This window comes from Amycolatopsis sp. cg9, assembly GCF_041346945.1.
Classification (GTDB): domain Bacteria; phylum Actinomycetota; class Actinomycetes; order Mycobacteriales; family Pseudonocardiaceae; genus Amycolatopsis.
The window spans coordinates 9,676,689-9,692,888 of the sequence record NZ_CP166850.1; the positions used below are offsets into that span (position 1 = coordinate 9,676,689).

General features: G+C 71.9%; 14 protein-coding genes. 8 read left to right on the forward strand and 6 right to left on the reverse strand.

The window, feature by feature from the left end; translation table 11 throughout:
* The first annotated feature begins 99 nt into the window (after positions 1–99).
* Positions 100–3,174 carry a carbohydrate-binding protein gene (locus tag AB5J73_RS44405; protein ID WP_370965545.1) on the forward strand — a complete coding sequence of 1,025 codons (3,075 nt, stop codon included), beginning with the start codon at positions 100–102 and terminating at the stop codon, positions 3,172–3,174.
* Positions 3,175–3,220: 46 nt separating this feature from the next.
* Here the strand turns inward: AB5J73_RS44405 and AB5J73_RS44410 are convergent, their stop codons facing one another.
* Entirely contained in the window at positions 3,221–4,606 is a 1,386-nt protein-coding gene (locus AB5J73_RS44410; RefSeq protein ID WP_370965547.1) for a carboxylesterase/lipase family protein, read from the reverse strand.
* Between the two features lie 55 nt (positions 4,607–4,661).
* Here AB5J73_RS44410 and AB5J73_RS44415 point away from each other — a divergent pair, with 55 nt between their 5' ends.
* From AB5J73_RS44415 to AB5J73_RS44425, 3 genes are read left to right on the forward strand one after another with little or no spacing between them, the layout of a single operon-like run.
* Positions 4,662–5,069 carry a nuclear transport factor 2 family protein gene (locus AB5J73_RS44415; protein ID WP_370965549.1) on the forward strand — a complete coding sequence of 136 codons (408 nt, stop codon included), beginning with the start codon at positions 4,662–4,664 and terminating at the stop codon, positions 5,067–5,069.
* A 33-nt stretch (positions 5,070–5,102) separates the two neighbouring features.
* Positions 5,103–6,986, forward strand: a complete 1,884-nt coding sequence (locus AB5J73_RS44420; protein ID WP_370965551.1) for a Na+/H+ antiporter — start codon at positions 5,103–5,105, stop codon at positions 6,984–6,986.
* Between the two features lie 10 nt (positions 6,987–6,996).
* Positions 6,997–7,683: a histidine phosphatase family protein gene (locus AB5J73_RS44425; RefSeq protein ID WP_370965553.1), complete on the forward strand. Its 687-nt coding sequence runs from the start codon at positions 6,997–6,999 to the stop codon at positions 7,681–7,683.
* Here the strand turns inward: AB5J73_RS44425 and AB5J73_RS44430 are convergent.
* Together AB5J73_RS44430 and AB5J73_RS44435 are read right to left on the reverse strand one after the other, a co-directional pair.
* Positions 7,646–8,413, reverse strand: a complete 768-nt coding sequence (locus AB5J73_RS44430) for an ABC transporter permease (RefSeq protein ID WP_370965555.1) — start codon at positions 8,411–8,413, stop codon at positions 7,646–7,648. The two genes, AB5J73_RS44425 and AB5J73_RS44430, sit on opposite strands and share 38 nt — an antisense overlap.
* A gap of 17 nt (positions 8,414–8,430) precedes the next feature.
* Positions 8,431–8,889, reverse strand: coding sequence for an MmpS family transport accessory protein (locus AB5J73_RS44435; protein ID WP_370965557.1), 459 nt, complete (start codon positions 8,887–8,889; stop codon positions 8,431–8,433).
* Between the two features lie 157 nt (positions 8,890–9,046).
* Between AB5J73_RS44435 and AB5J73_RS44440 the strand changes: the two genes are divergently transcribed.
* From AB5J73_RS44440 to AB5J73_RS44455, 4 genes are all read left to right on the forward strand, one after another.
* Positions 9,047–9,814: a helix-turn-helix domain-containing protein gene (locus AB5J73_RS44440; RefSeq protein WP_370965559.1), complete on the forward strand. Its 768-nt coding sequence runs from the start codon at positions 9,047–9,049 to the stop codon at positions 9,812–9,814.
* Positions 9,815–9,919: 105 nt separating this feature from the next.
* Positions 9,920–10,897: a LacI family DNA-binding transcriptional regulator gene (locus tag AB5J73_RS44445; RefSeq protein WP_370965561.1), complete on the forward strand. Its 978-nt coding sequence runs from the start codon at positions 9,920–9,922 to the stop codon at positions 10,895–10,897.
* Positions 10,898–11,259: 362 nt separating this feature from the next.
* Positions 11,260–11,841, forward strand: coding sequence for a DNA-binding protein (locus AB5J73_RS44450; RefSeq protein ID WP_370965563.1), 582 nt, complete (start codon positions 11,260–11,262; stop codon positions 11,839–11,841).
* Between the two features lie 51 nt (positions 11,842–11,892).
* Positions 11,893–12,549, forward strand: coding sequence for an RES family NAD+ phosphorylase (locus AB5J73_RS44455; protein WP_086861703.1), 657 nt, complete (start codon positions 11,893–11,895; stop codon positions 12,547–12,549).
* Here the strand turns inward: AB5J73_RS44455 and AB5J73_RS44460 are convergent.
* The 3 genes from AB5J73_RS44460 to AB5J73_RS44470 are packed head-to-tail and all read right to left on the reverse strand — an operon-like array spanning position 12,531 to position 16,105.
* Positions 12,531–13,163, reverse strand: a complete 633-nt coding sequence (locus AB5J73_RS44460; protein WP_370965565.1) for an HAD family hydrolase — start codon at positions 13,161–13,163, stop codon at positions 12,531–12,533. The genes AB5J73_RS44455 and AB5J73_RS44460 overlap by 19 nt on opposite strands.
* Positions 13,163–15,103, reverse strand: a complete 1,941-nt coding sequence (locus AB5J73_RS44465) for an alpha/beta fold hydrolase (protein ID WP_370965567.1) — start codon at positions 15,101–15,103, stop codon at positions 13,163–13,165. Before AB5J73_RS44465 ends, AB5J73_RS44460 begins: the two co-directional genes overlap by 1 nt.
* A 39-nt stretch (positions 15,104–15,142) precedes the next feature.
* The gene (locus AB5J73_RS44470) at positions 15,143–16,105 is read right to left on the reverse strand and encodes a TerC family protein (protein WP_370965569.1); all 963 of its coding nucleotides are present in this window, start codon (positions 16,103–16,105) and stop codon (positions 15,143–15,145) included.
* Positions 16,106–16,200: the final 95 nt, after the last annotated feature.

Below are 16,200 nucleotides of genomic sequence, written 5' to 3' on the forward strand. Positions count from 1 at the left end.
CTCCGCGTGATCGGCCCGCTACGATCGTCCGCAATTGTTAGGGAACTTTACTAACGAAAACCCCGTCCCTCGCCGCCGCGGTGCCTAGGAGGCGCGCTAGTGAGTCATCGGCAGAGAAGAACACGGACGACACTGCTGTCGGCGGTCGCCTTGGCCGTCGCGGTGAGCGGGGCGGCCGCCCCGGCCGCCACCGGGCAGGAACCGGCCAAGGCGGTGGTCGCGGCCGCGGCCCCGGCGACCGCGGTCCCGGGCTTCCTGATCCAGACGTCGGCGCAGGTGAGCGACGACTCCGCGGTCTCCAAACCGGGGTACGGCACCGCCGGCTGGTACCCGGTCGGGCCGCGCTCGACCGTCTACGCCGGTCTGCTGGCCAACGGCAAGTACGCCGACCCGTTCTACTCGACCAACATGAAGAACGTGCCGGTCGCGGACTTCCAGGTCCCGTGGTGGTACCGCACCGACCTCACCGTCACCGACACCACCCAGCGGACCTACCTCGACTTCAGCGGCGTGCTGTCCAAGGCCGACGTCTGGGTCAACGGGACGCGGATCGCGGACAAGACCCAGGTCAACGGCGCCTACACCCGCCACGACCTGGACATCACCGCGCAGGTGAAGGCGGGCACCAACAGCATCGCGTTCAAGGTCTACCCCAACGACCCGAACAAGGACCTGTCGATGGGCTGGATCGACTGGGCCCAGACCCCGCCGGACCAGAACATGGGCATCGTGCGGGACGTCCTCGTCCGGCGCAGCGGCCCGGTGGCGCTGCGCGGCGGCCACGTCGTCACGAAGCTGACCGGGCTGAGCCACGCGAACCTGACGGTGAAGGCCGACGTCCGCAACGACTCCGCGGCCGCCGTGTCCACGACCGTCACCGGCACGGTCGCCGGCAAGGCGATCAGCCAGACCGTCTCCCTGGCGGCGAAGGAGAAGAAGACCGTCACCTTCCCGGTGGTCGGGATCGACAACCCGCAGGTCTGGTGGCCGGCCGGGATGGGCGGGCAGCCGCGCTACGACCTCGACCTGACCGCGGCCGTCGGCGGGACGGCGTCGGACACCTCGCACTCGAGCTTCGGCGTGCGCACGGTGACGGCGAACAAGAACTCGAGCGGCGGCCGGGCGTACACGATCAACGGGCGCCCGCTGCTGATCAAGGGCGGCGGCTACTCGCCGGACCTGTTCCTGCGCTGGAACGAGCAGTACGCGGCGGACAAGCTCGCCTACGTCAAGGACCTCGGACTCAACACCGTGCGCCTGGAAGGGCACATCGAACCGGACGAGTTCTTCGACCTCGCCGACCGGATGGGCGTGCTGACGCTGCCCGGCTGGGAGTGCTGCGACAAGTGGGAGGGCCAGGTCAACGGCGACGAGAAGGGTGACCCGTGGACCGCCGCGGACTACCCGGTCGCCAAGGCGTCGATGACCGCGGAGGCCGAGCGCCTGCGCGACCACCCGAGCGTCATCTCCTTCCTCATCGGCAGCGACTTCGCTCCCGACGCGACGATCGAGAAGAACTACCTCGACGCGCTGAGCGCCGCGGACTGGCCCACCCCGGTGGTCCCGGCCGCGTCGGCGAAGTCGTCGCCGCAGCTCGGGTCGTCCGGCATGAAGATGAACGGGCCGTACGACTACGTCCCGCCGAACTACTGGTACGACAAGGCGCACACCGACCTCGGCGGCGCGTGGAGCTTCAACTCCGAAACCAGTGCCGGGCCGGACATCCCGACCATGGACACGCTCAAGCGGATGCTGTCCTCGAGCGAGCTCGACACGCTGTGGAAGAACCCGTCGGCCGCGCAGTACCACCGGTCCTCGTCCTCGACGTTCGGCAACCTGAAGCTGTTCGGCGACGCGCTGACCGGCCGCTACGGCAAGCCGGCGAACCTCGACGACTACGTCCGGAAGGCGCAGCTGGCGCAGTACGAGAACGTCCGCGCCGAGTTCGAGTCGCACTCGCGCAACTTCAGCGACGGCTCGAACCCGGCCACCGGGATCATCTACTGGATGCTCAACAGCGGCTGGACGTCGCTGCACTGGCAGCTGTTCGACGCCTACCTCGACCAGAACGGCTCCTACTTCGGGGCCAAGAAGGCGAACGAGCCGCTGCACATCCAGTACTCGTACGACACCAAGTCCGTCGTGGTGGTCAACCACAACCACGACGCGGCGTCGGGCCTGACGGCGTCGGTGAAGCTGTACAACCTGGACGGGACCGAGAAGTTCACCCAGTCCAAGGCCGTTTCGGTGGGCGGTGACGGCGCGAAGACGACCGCGCTGACCATCGGTTCGGTGAGCGGGCTGTCGACGACGTACCTGGCGAAGCTGGTGCTCACCGACTCCGCGGGCAAGGAGGTCAGCCGGAACGTGTACTGGCTGTCCACCAAGGCCGACACGCTCGACTGGGGCAACAGCGACTGGTACTACACGCCGACGACGTCGTACGCCGACCTGTCCGGGCTCAACGGCCTGGCCCAGGTCTCGCTGGGGTCGACCGCCACGACGACCACCAACGGCGACGGCACCACGACGACCAAGGTGACGCTGACGAACCCGGCGGGCGGCAAGGTCCCGGCGTTCTTCGTCGACGCGCACGTGGTCGGCGCGGCGGGCGCGCCGGTGCTGCCGGTGCGGTGGACCGACAACCAGGTCAGCCTCTGGCCCGGCGAATCGACCACGCTGACGGCGACGTACCGGACCGCGGACCTCAAGGGCGCCAAGCCGTCCGTGCGGGTCGCGGGCTGGAACACCGGGACGAAGACGATCCCGGCGGACGGCACGGTCACCCCCGGCACCCCGGCCGACTACCAGGCCGAGGACGCGACGATCACGAACGGCGTCGCGGAGTCCAACCACGCGGGCTTCACCGGCAGCGGGTTCGTCAACTACGACAACGCGACCGGCAGCGCGGTGGAGTTCTCGGTGACGGCGGCCGCGCCGGGGCCCGCGAACGTCGTCCTGCGGTTCGCCAACGGCACTACGGCGAACCGGCCGATGGACATTTCGGTGAACGGCACGAAGGTGGCGTCCGGGGTGGCGTTCGGCGGCACGGGGAACTGGGACACGTGGCAGACCGTCACGATCCCGGTCACCCTCCCCGCGGGCACGAGCAAGATCAAGGCGACCGCGACGACCGCCAACGGCGGCCCGAACGTCGACAAGATCACCGTCTAGCCCCGACCCGAGGGCGGCACTTTCCCTACGAAAGTGCCGCCCTCGGTCAGTCCCAGAGGAGGCGCTGGGCGCGGTCCGGGTCGGAGACCGTCGTGGAGACGTCGTCGAAGAGGCGCGTGACGCGGTCGGCAGTCGTGTAGCGGGGCCAGCCCGGGTCGCCGGTCGCGATGAACCGGACCCAGGCGGCGAACATCTCCGTCGCCATCGCCTGCATGCGCTCGGCCGGGAACGTCCGGCCGGCGAAGAGGAACCGCCAGTTCCTGTTGCGGATGTCGTCGAACACCAGCGGCAGGTCGAGCCCGTGCGGTGCGCCGAGGCCGCGGCCGCGCGGGGCGATCCGCCAGTCGAGGCGGTACATCCAGGCGTTCGGCTGCTTCTCGGCGAACCGGATCGCCGGGATCCACCAGTCCCCCGCGGTCAACGCGCGGTTGCGGACCTGCTCCTCAGGCCAGTCGAGCACTTCGCGGTACGCCGCGACGGCCTTCTCGACCTCGGCGGCGTCCAGCATCGTCGAGCCGACGCCCAGGAGCTTGGCGCCGCCCGACTGCAGCCAGCTGAACAGGTCTTCCTCGTCGGCCGTCGTCCCGATCAGCAGCGGGACGTCGCGGACCGACTCGAGGGGGCGCGAAGGCAGCAGTTCGTCCCCGACGACCACGCGGTAGGTCACCTTCGTGCCGGACGCCGCCGAAACCCGTTGCTGCGCTTCGAGAATCCGCTGCACCGGCAGGGCAGCGAGGTCTCCCGGGGCGGCGCCGAGTTCGGACAGGACCGCCGAAGCGATCGCCGCGCCTTCGGCGGGGGTGTGCACGACCGAGCCGACACCGGTGCCGCTCTGCACGATCGCCTGGTGGACCAGCCCGCGCGTGGCGGGCACGGCGAGCAGCGTCCCGACCGTGCGGCCGCCGTTGGACTGCCCGGCCAGCGTGACCCGCCCGGGATCTCCCCCGAACGCGCCGACGTTGTCCCGCACCCATTCGAGGGCGGCGACCTGGTCGCGCAGGGACAGGTTCGAATCGGCGACGCCGGGCAGGTGCAGCAGGCCGAGCACGCCGAGCCGGTAGGCGACGGTCACCACGACCACACCGGCGCGGGCGTACGCGGAGGCGTCGAACTGGTGCGGCGCGCCCAGCACGCCGCCGCCACCGTGGATCCACACCAGCACCGGGTACGAGCCGGGTGCCGCGGGCGCGTAGACGTTCAGGTGGAGGCAGTCCTCGTCGCCGGTGAAGCCCCGGCCGGTCAGCTCCGGCTGCGGCGCCCGCGCGGCCCACTTCGTCGCGTCGCGTTCCCCGGACCAGGGCGGCACCGGCCGGGGCGCGCGGAACCGCAGCTCCCCCACCGGCGGCTCGGCGTAGGGGACGCCGAGGAACGTCCGGACCCCGTCCTGCTCGGACCCGCGCAGCGCGCCGGCCGCGATCTCCACCGTCGTCACGCGGCCAGCCTAGGAGCTTGCCCTGGAGTGCGCTCCAGCGTGTTGACTACGGGCCATGAGCACAGCCGAAAACAAGCAGCTGCTGAGAACCGCCTTCGACGCCTGGGCCACCGGCGACATCCGCCCGCTGGTCGCCGCCATGGCCGACGACGTCACCTGGACCGTCAGCGGGCACAACAGCTGGTCCGGCAGCTTCGCCGGCAAGGACTCCGTCCGCCGTGACCTGCTGGGTCCCCTCGGCGAACAGTTCGACGGCACCTACACCAGCACCGCGAGCCGCTTCGTCGCCGAAGACGACGTCGTGGTGGTCGAAGCGCAGGGCCGCGTCGCCACCAAGACCGGGCAGCGCTACGACAACCGGTACTGCTTCGTCTTCCGGCTCGAAGCCGGCCGGATCCGGGAGATCACCGAGTACATGGACACCCAGCTGGTCGCCGAGGTGCTCACCGAGCTGGCCAGGTGACACCCGCCGCGGCGGACGGGTAATGATTACCCCGTGCACATCGCGGCAGAGATAGTGGCGCTGGTCGTGACGGTCCTCGTCGTCAGCGCGGTGGCGCGGCGGCTGGACTGGTCCGCCCCGCTGTGCCTGATCGTCGTCGGCGTCGTCGCGTCGTACGTCCCCGGCGTCCCGGAGTACCACCTCGACCCCGAGGTCGTGCTGCTCGGCCTGCTGCCTCCGCTGCTGTACTCGGCGGCCATCCAGACGTCGCTGGTCGACTTCCGGAAGAACCGCGGGGCGATCGGGCTGATGTCGGTCGGGCTGGTCGTGTTCACCGCGCTCGGCGTCGGCCTGGTCGCCTGGGCGGTGATCCCCGGGCTCCCGCTGGCCGGCGGCATCGCGCTCGGCGCGGTGGTGGCGCCGCCGGACGCGGTCGCCGCCAGCGTCGTCGCGCGCCGGGTCGGCATGCCCCGCAAGCTGATCCGGCTGCTGGAGGGCGAGAGCCTCTTCAACGACGCGGCCGCGCTGGTCGCCCTCCGCACGGCGATCGCCGCGCTGGCCGGTTCGGTCAGCCTCTGGCAGGTCGGCGCGGACTTCTTCCGCGCGGCCATCGGCGGCGCCGTGGTCGGCCTGGTCGTCGGCTTCGTCGCCGCGTTCATCCGCGCCCGGCTGAACGAACCGGTGCTCGACACCGCGCTGTCGTTCGCCGTGCCGTTCATCGCCTACATCCCGGCGGAGGCGATCCACGGCTCCGGCGTGCTCGCGGTGGTCGTCGCCGGGCTCATCCTCGGGCACAAGGCACCGCAGATCCTGTCCGGCTCCACCCGGCTCGCGTCCCGGCTGAACTGGCAGACCATCGCCTTCCTGCTGGAGAACATGGTCTTCCTGCTGATCGGCCTGCAGCTGCGGCGGATCCTCGCGGAGGTCGGCGAGAGCGGGCTGTCGCTGCTGACGCTGACCTGGATCTGCGTCGCCGTGCTCGGCGCGACCATCCTGACCCGGGTGCTGTGGCTGATCGGCATCGGCACGGTCAAGCGGCTCGAACGGCGCCTGCTGCCCGGCAAGACCCGGGCGAAGATCTGGCCGTGGCGCTACTCGGCGGTGATCTCCTGGGCGGGCATGCGCGGGGTGGTGACGCTCGCGGCCGCGTTCGTGCTGCCCGCCGACACCCCGCAGCGGGCCGTGCTGGTGCTCGCCGCGTTCGTCGTCGTGGCCGGCACGCTGGCCGTCCAGGGCATGACGCTGCCGACGCTGATCCGGCGGCTGCGCCTGCCGCGGCCCGACCCGGCGGAAGACGCGCTGCAGGAAGCGGCCGTCCTGCACGACATGACCCGCGCGGCGCTGGCGAAGCTCGAGGAGATCCGGCAGCCCGACGACCCGCCGGAGATCATCCAGCGCCTGCGCGACCGGCTGCAGCACCGCGCCGACTCGGCGTGGGAGCAGCTCGGCAGGCAGAGCGCGCTGGCCGAGACCCCGAGCGACGCCTACCGGCGGTTGCGCCTGCAGCTGCTGGACGTGGAGCGCAACCAGTTCCTCAAGGCGCGCGACAGCGGCAGCGCCGACGACGACGTCCTGCGGCGGGTCCTGGAACGGCTCGACATCGAAGAGTCCATGCTGGACCGCGACGAGGAAGAGCCCGAGGTCGAAGGCCGCGAGCTGCGCACGCCGGCCGCGACCGCCGGGTCGTGCAAGCACCTGGCCCACGAGTGGGTCGAGCGCGATCCCAGCTCGCCGGACACGTGCGCCGCCTGCGTCGAAGAGGGCACGACCTGGGTGCACCTGCGGATGTGCCTCAAGTGCGGCAACGTCGCCTGCTGCGACTCTTCGCCGCGCCGCCACGCCACCCAGCACTTCCACGAATCCCGCCACCCGGTCATGCGCAGCTTCGAACCCGGGGAGACCTGGCGGTGGTGTTTCGTGGACAAGCAGCTCGGCTAGTGTCGGGGCCATGAGCACGCCCGAGCAGGAGATCGAGTACCGCCAGCACCGCTTCAGCCCGCCCCCGGGCTCGACGGAGATCTTCCTGGTGCGGCACGGCGAGTCGGCTCCCGCCCGCGGGGACAACCCCTTCGAGCTGGTCGACGGCCAGGCCGACCCGGAGCTCGCGCCCGACGGCCGCGACCACGCCCGGCGGGTCGGCGACCGGCTGGCCGGCGAGCGGATCGACGCGATCTACGTGACGACGCTGCGCCGCACGGCGGAGACCGCGGCCCCGCTGGCCGAGAAGCTCGGGATCACCCCCACCGTCGAGCCGGACCTGCGCGAGATCCACCTCGGCGACTGGGAGAACGGCCTCTTCCGCAAGTACACCGCCGAAGGCCACCCGATCGTCGAACGGCTGTGGAGCGAGCAGCGCTGGGACGTCATCCCGGGCGCGGAGTCCGACGAGACCTTCGGCGCCCGCCTGCGCGGCGCGCTGACGCGGATCGCGGCCGCGCACCCGGACCAGCGCGTCGCCGTGTTCACCCACGGCGGCGTGATCGGCGAGGTGTTCGCGCAGGCCAGCCGCTCGGTCGAGCGCTTCGCGTTCCTCGGCGCGGACAACGGCTCGATCTCGCACCTGGTGCTGCACGGCGACAACTGGATCATCCGGCGCTTCAACGACACCGGGCACCTGGCCACGCCGCTCGGCTGAGCTTCCCGGCCGCGACGAACTGCACGGTCACCAGGATCGAGACGGCTTCGGCGGCGAGCAGCCCGATCAGCACCAGGACCTGCGTCAGCCCCGCTTCGATCGGGCCCGCGCCGCCCAGCAGGACGCCGACGTACGCGCCCGGGAGCGTCACCAGGCCGACCGTGCGGGTCTGGTCGAGCGCCGGGATCAGCGCGTGCCCGGCGCTCGGGCGGCAGATCTCCAGCGCGGCGGGCCTCGGCAGGAACCCGAGGGCGAGTGCGGCTTCGTACTCGCCGTAGCGGGACTTCAGCTCGTCGAGGGCTCGTCGTGCGGCTTGCGACGTCGCGGTCATCGCGCCACCGATCACGATGCCGGCGATCGGCACGACCGCGATCGGCTTCGGCGGGACGACGCCGGCTCCGAGGACCAGCGCCAGCACGGGCACGACCCCGGCCGCGATCGCCGCGGCGGTCCACGGCAGGTTCGCCCACGTCCCGGCGCGCCGCGCCGAGGTCACCGCGGCGATGGTGAACATCAGCAGCACGAACAGGCCGGTGAGCGGGACCGACCGGAGGACCGCGGTGATGATCAGCGACACCAGCGCCAGCTGGGCGACCGCCCGGACGGCGGCGACCAGCACCGCGCGTCCCTGACCGAGTTCGCCCCAGCGGACCACCGCGGCCCCGGCGACGGCGAGCAGGACCAGCACCGCCCCCAAGGCGGGTCCGAAGGTGATCGCGGCGTCGTGCACGCCGCTGATCCTCCCGCTCAGACGGCGCAGCTGAAGAGGCGCCCCGCCTCGGCCACGGCCTTCTCGGCGACCACGACGCCGTCGACGACGATCCGGCAGCGAAGTTCGCCGGGCCCGGGATTCTGCGCGGCGATGCTGTAGAACTCGGTGCGGTCGGCGGGGCCGGTCCGGGTGAAGGTCACCGACCACGGCGTGGTGACCCGGGCCTGCTGCGCGAGCGCCGAGCCCGCGGCGGCGTAGGTGACGTTGCGGGCGCCGTCGGGGCCGAGCAGCTCGTAGACGACGGTCCGGCTGACCGTCCGCACGGCAGCCGGCGCGACCGGCGCGGCCACCGGCTCCTCCTTGGCGGGTCCGCGCGCGGGCCGCGGCACGATGAACGACGTCACGGCGAAGGCCGCGGCGAGCACACCCAGGACCACGACGACGCTCCCGGCCGTCCGGGTGCGGTGTTCGCGGGTCGCGGTGGGAACACCCATGGAGAGGTCTTCTCTCGTCGCGCGCACTTCCGTCGAGTGCGTCGCCTATATCTCGCCGTGACCTAACTCCGCGTTAGCCGCCGTGGCCGAGATGTCCAACTTTCACCCAAACGGGTGCGCCTCGGGTTTTGTCGGTCCCCGGGTGCATCATCGGGGTGTGTACGAAGAGGCGGCACCACCCCCGCGGCTGGCGGGCGTGGCGCGCTGCGTGTGGCGATCGGCTTCGGCGGGCCCGAAGCGGATCGTCCCCGACGGCTGCCTCGACCTGGTGGTGGGCGACGGCGCGGTGTTCATCGCGGGCCCCGACACGGCGGCCTGGTCCTCGGTGACCCGCCCGGGAGCGGAGCTGCACGGGCTGCGGTTCGCCCCCGGCCGCGCCGCCGCGGTGCTCGGCGTGGCGGCGGACGAGCTGCGCGACACCCGGGTACCGCTGGGCGACCTGTGGGGCCGGGAGGGCGAGCTCCTGGCGGAGCGGCTGCTGACGGGCGAGATGACCCCGGCGGAGGCGGTGGCGTCCCGCCTGCCGTCGGCCGCGGCGCCGGATCCGGCGGTGGCGGAGCTGGTGACCCGGCTGGAGGCAGGGGCGGCCCGGGTCGCCGAGGCGGTGACACCCCCCAGCACCCGCGCGCCAGTCAAAGATCCCGCCGAGCCCGCCACCATCAGCGAACGGCGGCTGCGCCGGCGCTTCGTCCAAGCCGTCGGCTACGGCCCGGCCACCTACCTGCGCGTCAGCCGCTTCCAGCGGGCGATCGCCCTCGCGCCGGGCGCACCGAACCTCGCCGCGCTCGCCGTCGCTGCCGGGTACTCCGACCAGGCGCACCTCAGCCGGGATTGCCGGGCGCTCACCGGTCTCACGCCGCGCGCGTACTTCCGGCCGGCCTCCACTGTGGACACAACCGCGCGTGACCGGCTCCATTCGGCGTAACCCGCGCGGACAACCGGAAGTGGGGCTTCACCCCAAAAGGTAAGCGGACGGTAAACGACTACCGGGAGCGCTATCCTCCCCTCGACGAGTGATCAGGGAGGGCGTGTGGCCACCATCAGCGACGTCGCCGCGCGGGCCGGCGTCTCCACGGCGACCGTGTCGCGCGCGCTCAACGGGAAGTCCACTGTGGACCCCACGCTGGCCGCGCGGGTGCAGGAGGCGGCCGCCGAGCTCGGGTACCACCCGAACGGGCTGGCGCGGAACCTGCGGCGGCAGGAGACCGCCGTGCTCGCGCTGATCATCTCCGACGTCGAGAACCCCTTCTTCACCGCCATCGCGCGCGGCGTCGAGGACCTCGCGCAGCGGTCCGGCTACTCGGTCGTGCTCTGCAACTCCGACGAGAACGAAGACAAGGAGCGGCGCTACATCGAGGTCGCGCTGCAGGAGCGCGTCGCCGGGGTGGTGCTGTCCCCCACCGGGCGGTCGACGAACGTCGAAGGCCTGCGCCGCCAAGGGACTCCGCTGGTGGCGGTGGACCGCCCGCTGCCCGCCGCCGCGGGTGACCAGGTGCTCGTCGACACGCGGCACGCCGCCGCCGAGGCCACCCGGCACCTGCTCGCCGGCGGGTACCGGCGCGTCGGGTGCCTGACCGGGCCCGCCGGGGTCCGCACCGCCGACGACCGCCTCGCCGGCTACGGCGACGTCGTCGGCGAAGCGAACGTCCTGTCCCGGCGGGCGGAGTACCGCGCCGAGGGCGCCCGGCTGGCCGCGCTCGCACTGCTCGACGAGCCGTCCCCGCCGGACGCGCTGCTGGTCGCGAACAGCACCATGGCGATCGGCGTGCTCGAAGCCCTCTCGTCGCGCGGCCTGCGCCCCGGCCGGGACGTCGGCATCGTCTCGTTCGACGACGCCCCGTGGACGACGCTGATCGACCCGCCGCTCACGGTCGTCGCGCAGCCGGCGTACGAGGTCGGGCGGGTGGCCGCACAGCTCCTGCTGGCCCGGATCGCCGACAGCAGCCGCGACGCGACCACGACGACGCTCGAAGCCCGCTTGATCGAACGGAAGAGCTCCCGCCGCTGATCGGCAGGTACCGGCGCGGGGTGGTCCGCGGAGCGACGTGCCCAGGGGGCCGGCTCGTGCCGGGCCCCCCAGGCACGCCCCACCCCCTGTGTCCCCCATGACCGGCGCGGAAACCGCCGGATCCCGTGAGCACGGAGCGGAAATCGTTTACTCACACGGAACCTAGGTCCGCGAGCCCGGGGTGTCAAGCCGTCGCGGGTCTGGACAACCTCGCCCGATGCGGTCAGACTAGCCGGAAGTTGCCTACTCAACGTGTTGGGTGATGTGCGGTAAGTGTCGATCTTTGGTGAATTCACCCACAGACAGGGCAAGAAACCGCACGAACCCGCACACGCGCGCTGTTTCGGGTTAACCTGAGTCCCATGTCTGTAGCGCTGGAGAACATCCTCGCCAAGGCGGGCCTGAAAGTCGACGCGAACGAGTTCCTGACGCTCGTCGAAGACGCGGCGCGCAGACTGTCCCCACCGAATCCGGATCCCTCGCACTACTTCTCGGCCGACCAGCGCGCCGCGCTGACCGACGTCGGCCTCGACCTTTCGCCGCGGCGGGAGGACGAACCGGACTTCCGGGCGCGCACCGTCGCCGCCCACGCCGTGCTCGCCGAGGGCGCGCTGAGCGTCAACGAGGCCGCGAAAGCCCTCGGTGTCGACGACAGCCGCATCCGGCACCGCCTCAAGGAAGGCAGGCTGACCGGCTGGAAGGACAGCGGCTGGAAGCTCCCCGCGTGGCAGTTCGCCGGCTCGGGCGTACTGCCCGGCCTCGAGGTCGTGCTGAAGGCGCTGCCCGAAGACCAGCCCGCGCTCGTCGTCGCCGCCTTCATGAGCACACCGCAACCCGATCTGGTGATCAACGACCACGCGGCGACCCCGCGCCAGTGGCTCCTGTCCGGGGGTGATCCGGACCACGTCGCCCGCCTCATCGCCACGCTCGGCTCGCCGCTCTAGGCTGGACCTCCCCGAGCAAGATCACCGACAAGGACGGACCACCCCCGACCCATGGCCCGGCTACCGCTGCCGCCCGCCCGATCCGTCCTGGTCCGGCAGCTGAACCGCGCCGACGACGTGGTGACGGTCCAGCCCGCGACCAGGCTGGTGCGGATCTTCACGGCGCACGGCAACCACCCCCAGCAGTGGAACTCGTTCCGCTACACCGGCCCGCTCCCGCACGGCCGGTTCGACCAGCAGCCACCCGGCCGCGGCGGCGCGCCGGTCACCGACCCCGCGAACGGGGTCCTCTACTTCGGCCTCACGGTCCGCACGTCGATCGCCGAGGTCTTCCAGACCAGCTCGACAGTGGATCGCCGCACGCGCGGCCCCCGCCTGGTCGTCGTCCGCCCGACGCGCACGCTGCGCCTGCTCGACCTGACCGGCCTCTGGCCGACGCGGGTCGGGGCGTCCCAGGAGATCTCGAGCGGCCCGAAGAAGCTCACGCAGGCGTGGGCCCGCGCGATCCGCGGCGCGTTCAGCGACCTCGACGGCCTCTGGTACCGCTCCTCGATGGACTCCGGCGACCCGGCGATCTGCCTGTGGGACCCGCCGGCGGGCGCGGCCCTGCCGATCGCCCCGGACGTGCTGCTCCCGCTGGACCACCCCGGGCTGGACGTCCCGCTGGGCCGGGTCTGCGAAGAGCTGAACTACACGCTGCTGAACTGACGCTCCAGCAGCGGCAGGATCGCCCGCAGGTCGCCGGAATCCACGAGGTGGGTCGCGACGGCGCGGGCCGCGGGCGCCGCGTTGAAGCCGATGCTCAGCCCGACGGCGGCGAAGAGCGGCAGGTCGGACCGGCTGTCCCCGACCGCGGCGCACAGCTCCGGCGCGAAGCCCTGGGCCAGCGCGAAGTCGCGCTTGCCGTATTCGTCCAGGTGCGCGGCGACCTCGCCGGTGTAGCGGCCGCCGACGGCCTCGGGTACCGGGCCGCAGTAGGCGGCGAACCCGAACCGCCGGGCCAGCATGCGGCCCACCGGCGTCCACGCGAGCGTGGTGAGGATCGGGCGCAGGCCGTGGTCGCGGCACCACGCCACCGTCTCGCCGATCCCGTCGACCAGCGGCAGCGTCCCGAGCCGGGCCAGCACTTCGGCTTCGGTGTGCCCGGCCCAGCCGCGGGCGTCGATCACCGACGCCTCCTGGTTCGTCATCCAGCCTTCGTCGTACGCCGCTTCGGCCGCGACGAGCTCGGCTTCGTGCCCCAGCACCGCGGCCACCCACGCGCACGACGTCGTGCCGGGCACGAGGGTGCCGTCGACGTCGAAGCAGACCAGCCCGCGCACTACAGGTGCCGGGCCCACCACTCCAGGACCGCCTCGAAGCGCTGCACCCGGTGGCGCGGCCGGCCCGACCGGGTCAGCTCGTGGCCCTCCCCCGGGAACAGCAGCATCTCCGCCGGCGCGCCGGCCCGCCGCAGCGCTACGAACATCCGCTCCGCCTGTTCCAGCGGGCAGCGCCAGTCCTGCTCCGAATGCACCACCGCGAACGGGATCTTGATGCGGTCGGCGTACGAGAGCGGCGAACGGTCGCGCTGCACTTCCGGCGAAGCACCGATGTAGGCGTCGACGAAGAAGTAGCCGATGTCCGAGCTGCCGACCATCGAGTCCCACGCGTTGACCGCGCGCTCGCTCCACGCCGCCTTGAAGCGGTCGCCGTGGTGGGCGGCCAGCCAGCTCGTCATGAAGCCGCCGTACGAACCACCCATGACGCCGACGCGGGAGGAGTCCAGGTCGGGGCGCTCCAGCGCCTTGTCGAGCAGGGCCAGGACGTCGTCGACGTCGACCGTGCCGAAGCCGCGGGTGATCGCGTGGCCGTGCGTCTGGCCGTAGCCCGCCGAACCGCGGGGGTTGCCGACGACCACCGCGTAGCCCGCCGCCGCGTACACCTGGGCCTCGTCGAACACCGCCCACTCCTGCTGGGTGAACGGGCCGCCGTGGATCACGCGCAGCACCGGGTGCGGGCCCTCGCCCTCGGGCAGCACCAGCCAGCCGTGCACCGGGTAGCCGTCCGGCGCGGTCGTCTCCAGCTCGATCATCGGCCGGATGCCCTTGTCCCGCACCGGCTTCGAGTAGTCGGTCAGCACGCGCGGCTCGCCGCCGCCGAGGAGCACGACCTCACCGGCGGTCGACGGTGTCGCGATCACCGCGGCCACCACCGGGCCGTCGAGCGTGAACGACCGCAGCGCCGCGTGGCCGGCGTAGACCACCGCCAGGTCGGCCAGCGGTGCGTCCGCGGCGTCGGCGGCGACCGCGCGCAGCTCCACCGCGCCGCGGTTGCGGACGGCCACGAGCACGTCGGCGCCGCGCGGGGCCGGAGCTCCCGCCGAGGCTTCGCAGTCCACCGTCTCGATGTCGGTGAGCCGGCGGGCCTTCACCGGGCCGGCGCCGAATTCGGGCGTCGCCGCGTAGAGCCCGGTCATCCCGGCCTCGCGGTGCTCCGCAAAGGACTGTCCGAAGTAGAACAACGTACCGTCCGCGCCGAACACCGGGCGCTCGGAGAAGCCTTCGCCGCGCACGAGGACCTCGGGTTCGCCGCCGTCGGCGGAGATCGCGCAGACGTCGCGGAAGTCGCTCTCGGCCGCGCCCCACTCCGGCGGCGCGGTGAAGACCACGCGCGTGCCGTCGGGCGTCCAGGCCGGGTGGCTCGCGTCGAACCCGGCGCCGGTCAGCGGCTCGAGGGCCTCGGCGGGCTCGGCCGCGTCGACGACGAACAGCCGCTGCACGCGATCGCGCACGAAGCCGACGTCGTCGAGCCGGTAGTCCATGCGGGTGATCCGGCGCGGGGCCTCGGCGGCCGGCTCCGGGGTCTCGCCGTCGGCGTCCTCGGTCCCGTAGCGCCCGGCTTCGGGCACCCGGGCGGTGAACGCGATCCGCCGCGAGTCCGGCGCCCACACCGGCTCGCCCACGCCGAGGTGCAGCGACGTCAGCCGCCGCGCCTCGCCGCCGTCGGACGGCATCACGTGCAGCTGCGGGCTGCCGTCGGCGCCCGTGCCCTCCCCCGCGCGGAGGAACGCCACCCAGCGGCCGTCCGGCGAAACCGACGGGGCGGAGTCGCGCGGACCGTGCGTCCACGCGGATTCCCCGCCGTCGAGCGACACCCGCCGCAGCGCGCTGCGGGTGGCGTTCGCCTTCAGATCGGGTTTGCTCAGCGCGGTGAGCAGCAGGTTTCCGCGCAGGGCCGGACGGCCGGGGACGACGAGGTCTTCGATGTCGGCAGGACGCACCCCCCGACCGTACCGGAAATCTTTAGCGATGCGAACGACCTACGCGGCGACCTCTTTGCGCTCGTCGCGCCGGGCCTTGGCCAGGCTGGCCACCGTGGTCACGGACAGCACCACGATGATGACCCCGAGGGAGACCCAGTTGTTGATGTCCAGCCAGTCCGGCACGACGTGGTACTCGTGCAGCGCGTGCAGGAACAGCTTCGCGCCGATGAAGGCGAGGATCACCGCGAGGCCGTAGGTGAGGTAGACCAGCTTCGTCACCAGCCCGCCGAGCAGGAAGTAGAGCTGCCGCAGGCCCATCAGCGCGAACGCGTTGGCGGTGAAGACGAGGAACGCCTCCTGCGTGATGCCGAAGATCGCCGGGATCGAGTCGACGGCGAACAGCAGGTCCGCGGAGCCGATGGCCACGATCACCAGCAGCATCGGCGTGATCATCCGCTTGCCGTCGATCTTCACCGTGTACTTGTGGCCGTGGTAGTCGTCGGTCACCGGCGCGAACCTGCGGACCTGACGGGTGACGGCGTTTTCGTGGTACTCCTCGTCCTCGCCCTTGCCGCGCAGCATGCTGATCGCGGTCCAGATCAGGATCGCGCCGAAGAGGAAGAACACCCAGACGAACTGCGCGATGAGCGCGGCGCCGATCGCGATGAAGACGCTGCGCATGGCCAGCGCGAGCAGGATGCCGACCAGCAGCACGCGGTGCTGGTGGATGGCGGGCACCTTGAACGACGCCATGATGATCATGAAGATGAACAGGTTGTCGACGCTCAGCGAGTACTCGGTGATGTAGCCGGTGAAGAACTCGACGCCCGGGTCGTGCCCGGCGAAGATCCACACGCCCGCCCCGAAGAGCACCGCGCACGAAACGTAGAAGATCACCCAGCGAGCGGCTTCCCCCGTGGTCACTTCGTGCGGCTTGCGATCGACGATGACCAGGTCGAGCGCGATGAGCGCGAGCAGGCCACCGATCGTGGCGATCCACAGCCACAGGGGGACAGTCATGGAACCAGAACCTCCGGATAGTGCGCATGAGCAACTAACCGGAGGTCTCTCCCGCCGGTGAAAACACCGGCCGACGGTGCCGGGGGCGCTCGGCC

What these genes read in the sequence shown, in the direction of transcription:
- AB5J73_RS44415 (WP_370965549.1), top strand. Translation starts at nt 4,662, where the DNA reads ATGAGCACAGCCGAAAACAAGCAGCTGCTGAGAACCGCCTTCGACGCC.
- AB5J73_RS44425 (WP_370965553.1), top strand. Translation starts at nt 6,997, where the DNA reads ATGAGCACGCCCGAGCAGGAGATCGAGTACCGCCAGCACCGCTTCAGC.
- AB5J73_RS44455 (WP_086861703.1), top strand. Translation starts at nt 11,893, where the DNA reads ATGGCCCGGCTACCGCTGCCGCCCGCCCGATCCGTCCTGGTCCGGCAG.
- AB5J73_RS44470 (WP_370965569.1), bottom strand. Translation starts at nt 16,105, where the DNA reads ATGACTGTCCCCCTGTGGCTGTGGATCGCCACGATCGGTGGCCTGCTC.
- AB5J73_RS44435 (WP_370965557.1), bottom strand. Translation starts at nt 8,889, where the DNA reads ATGGGTGTTCCCACCGCGACCCGCGAACACCGCACCCGGACGGCCGGG.
- AB5J73_RS44450 (WP_370965563.1), top strand. Translation starts at nt 11,260, where the DNA reads ATGTCTGTAGCGCTGGAGAACATCCTCGCCAAGGCGGGCCTGAAAGTC.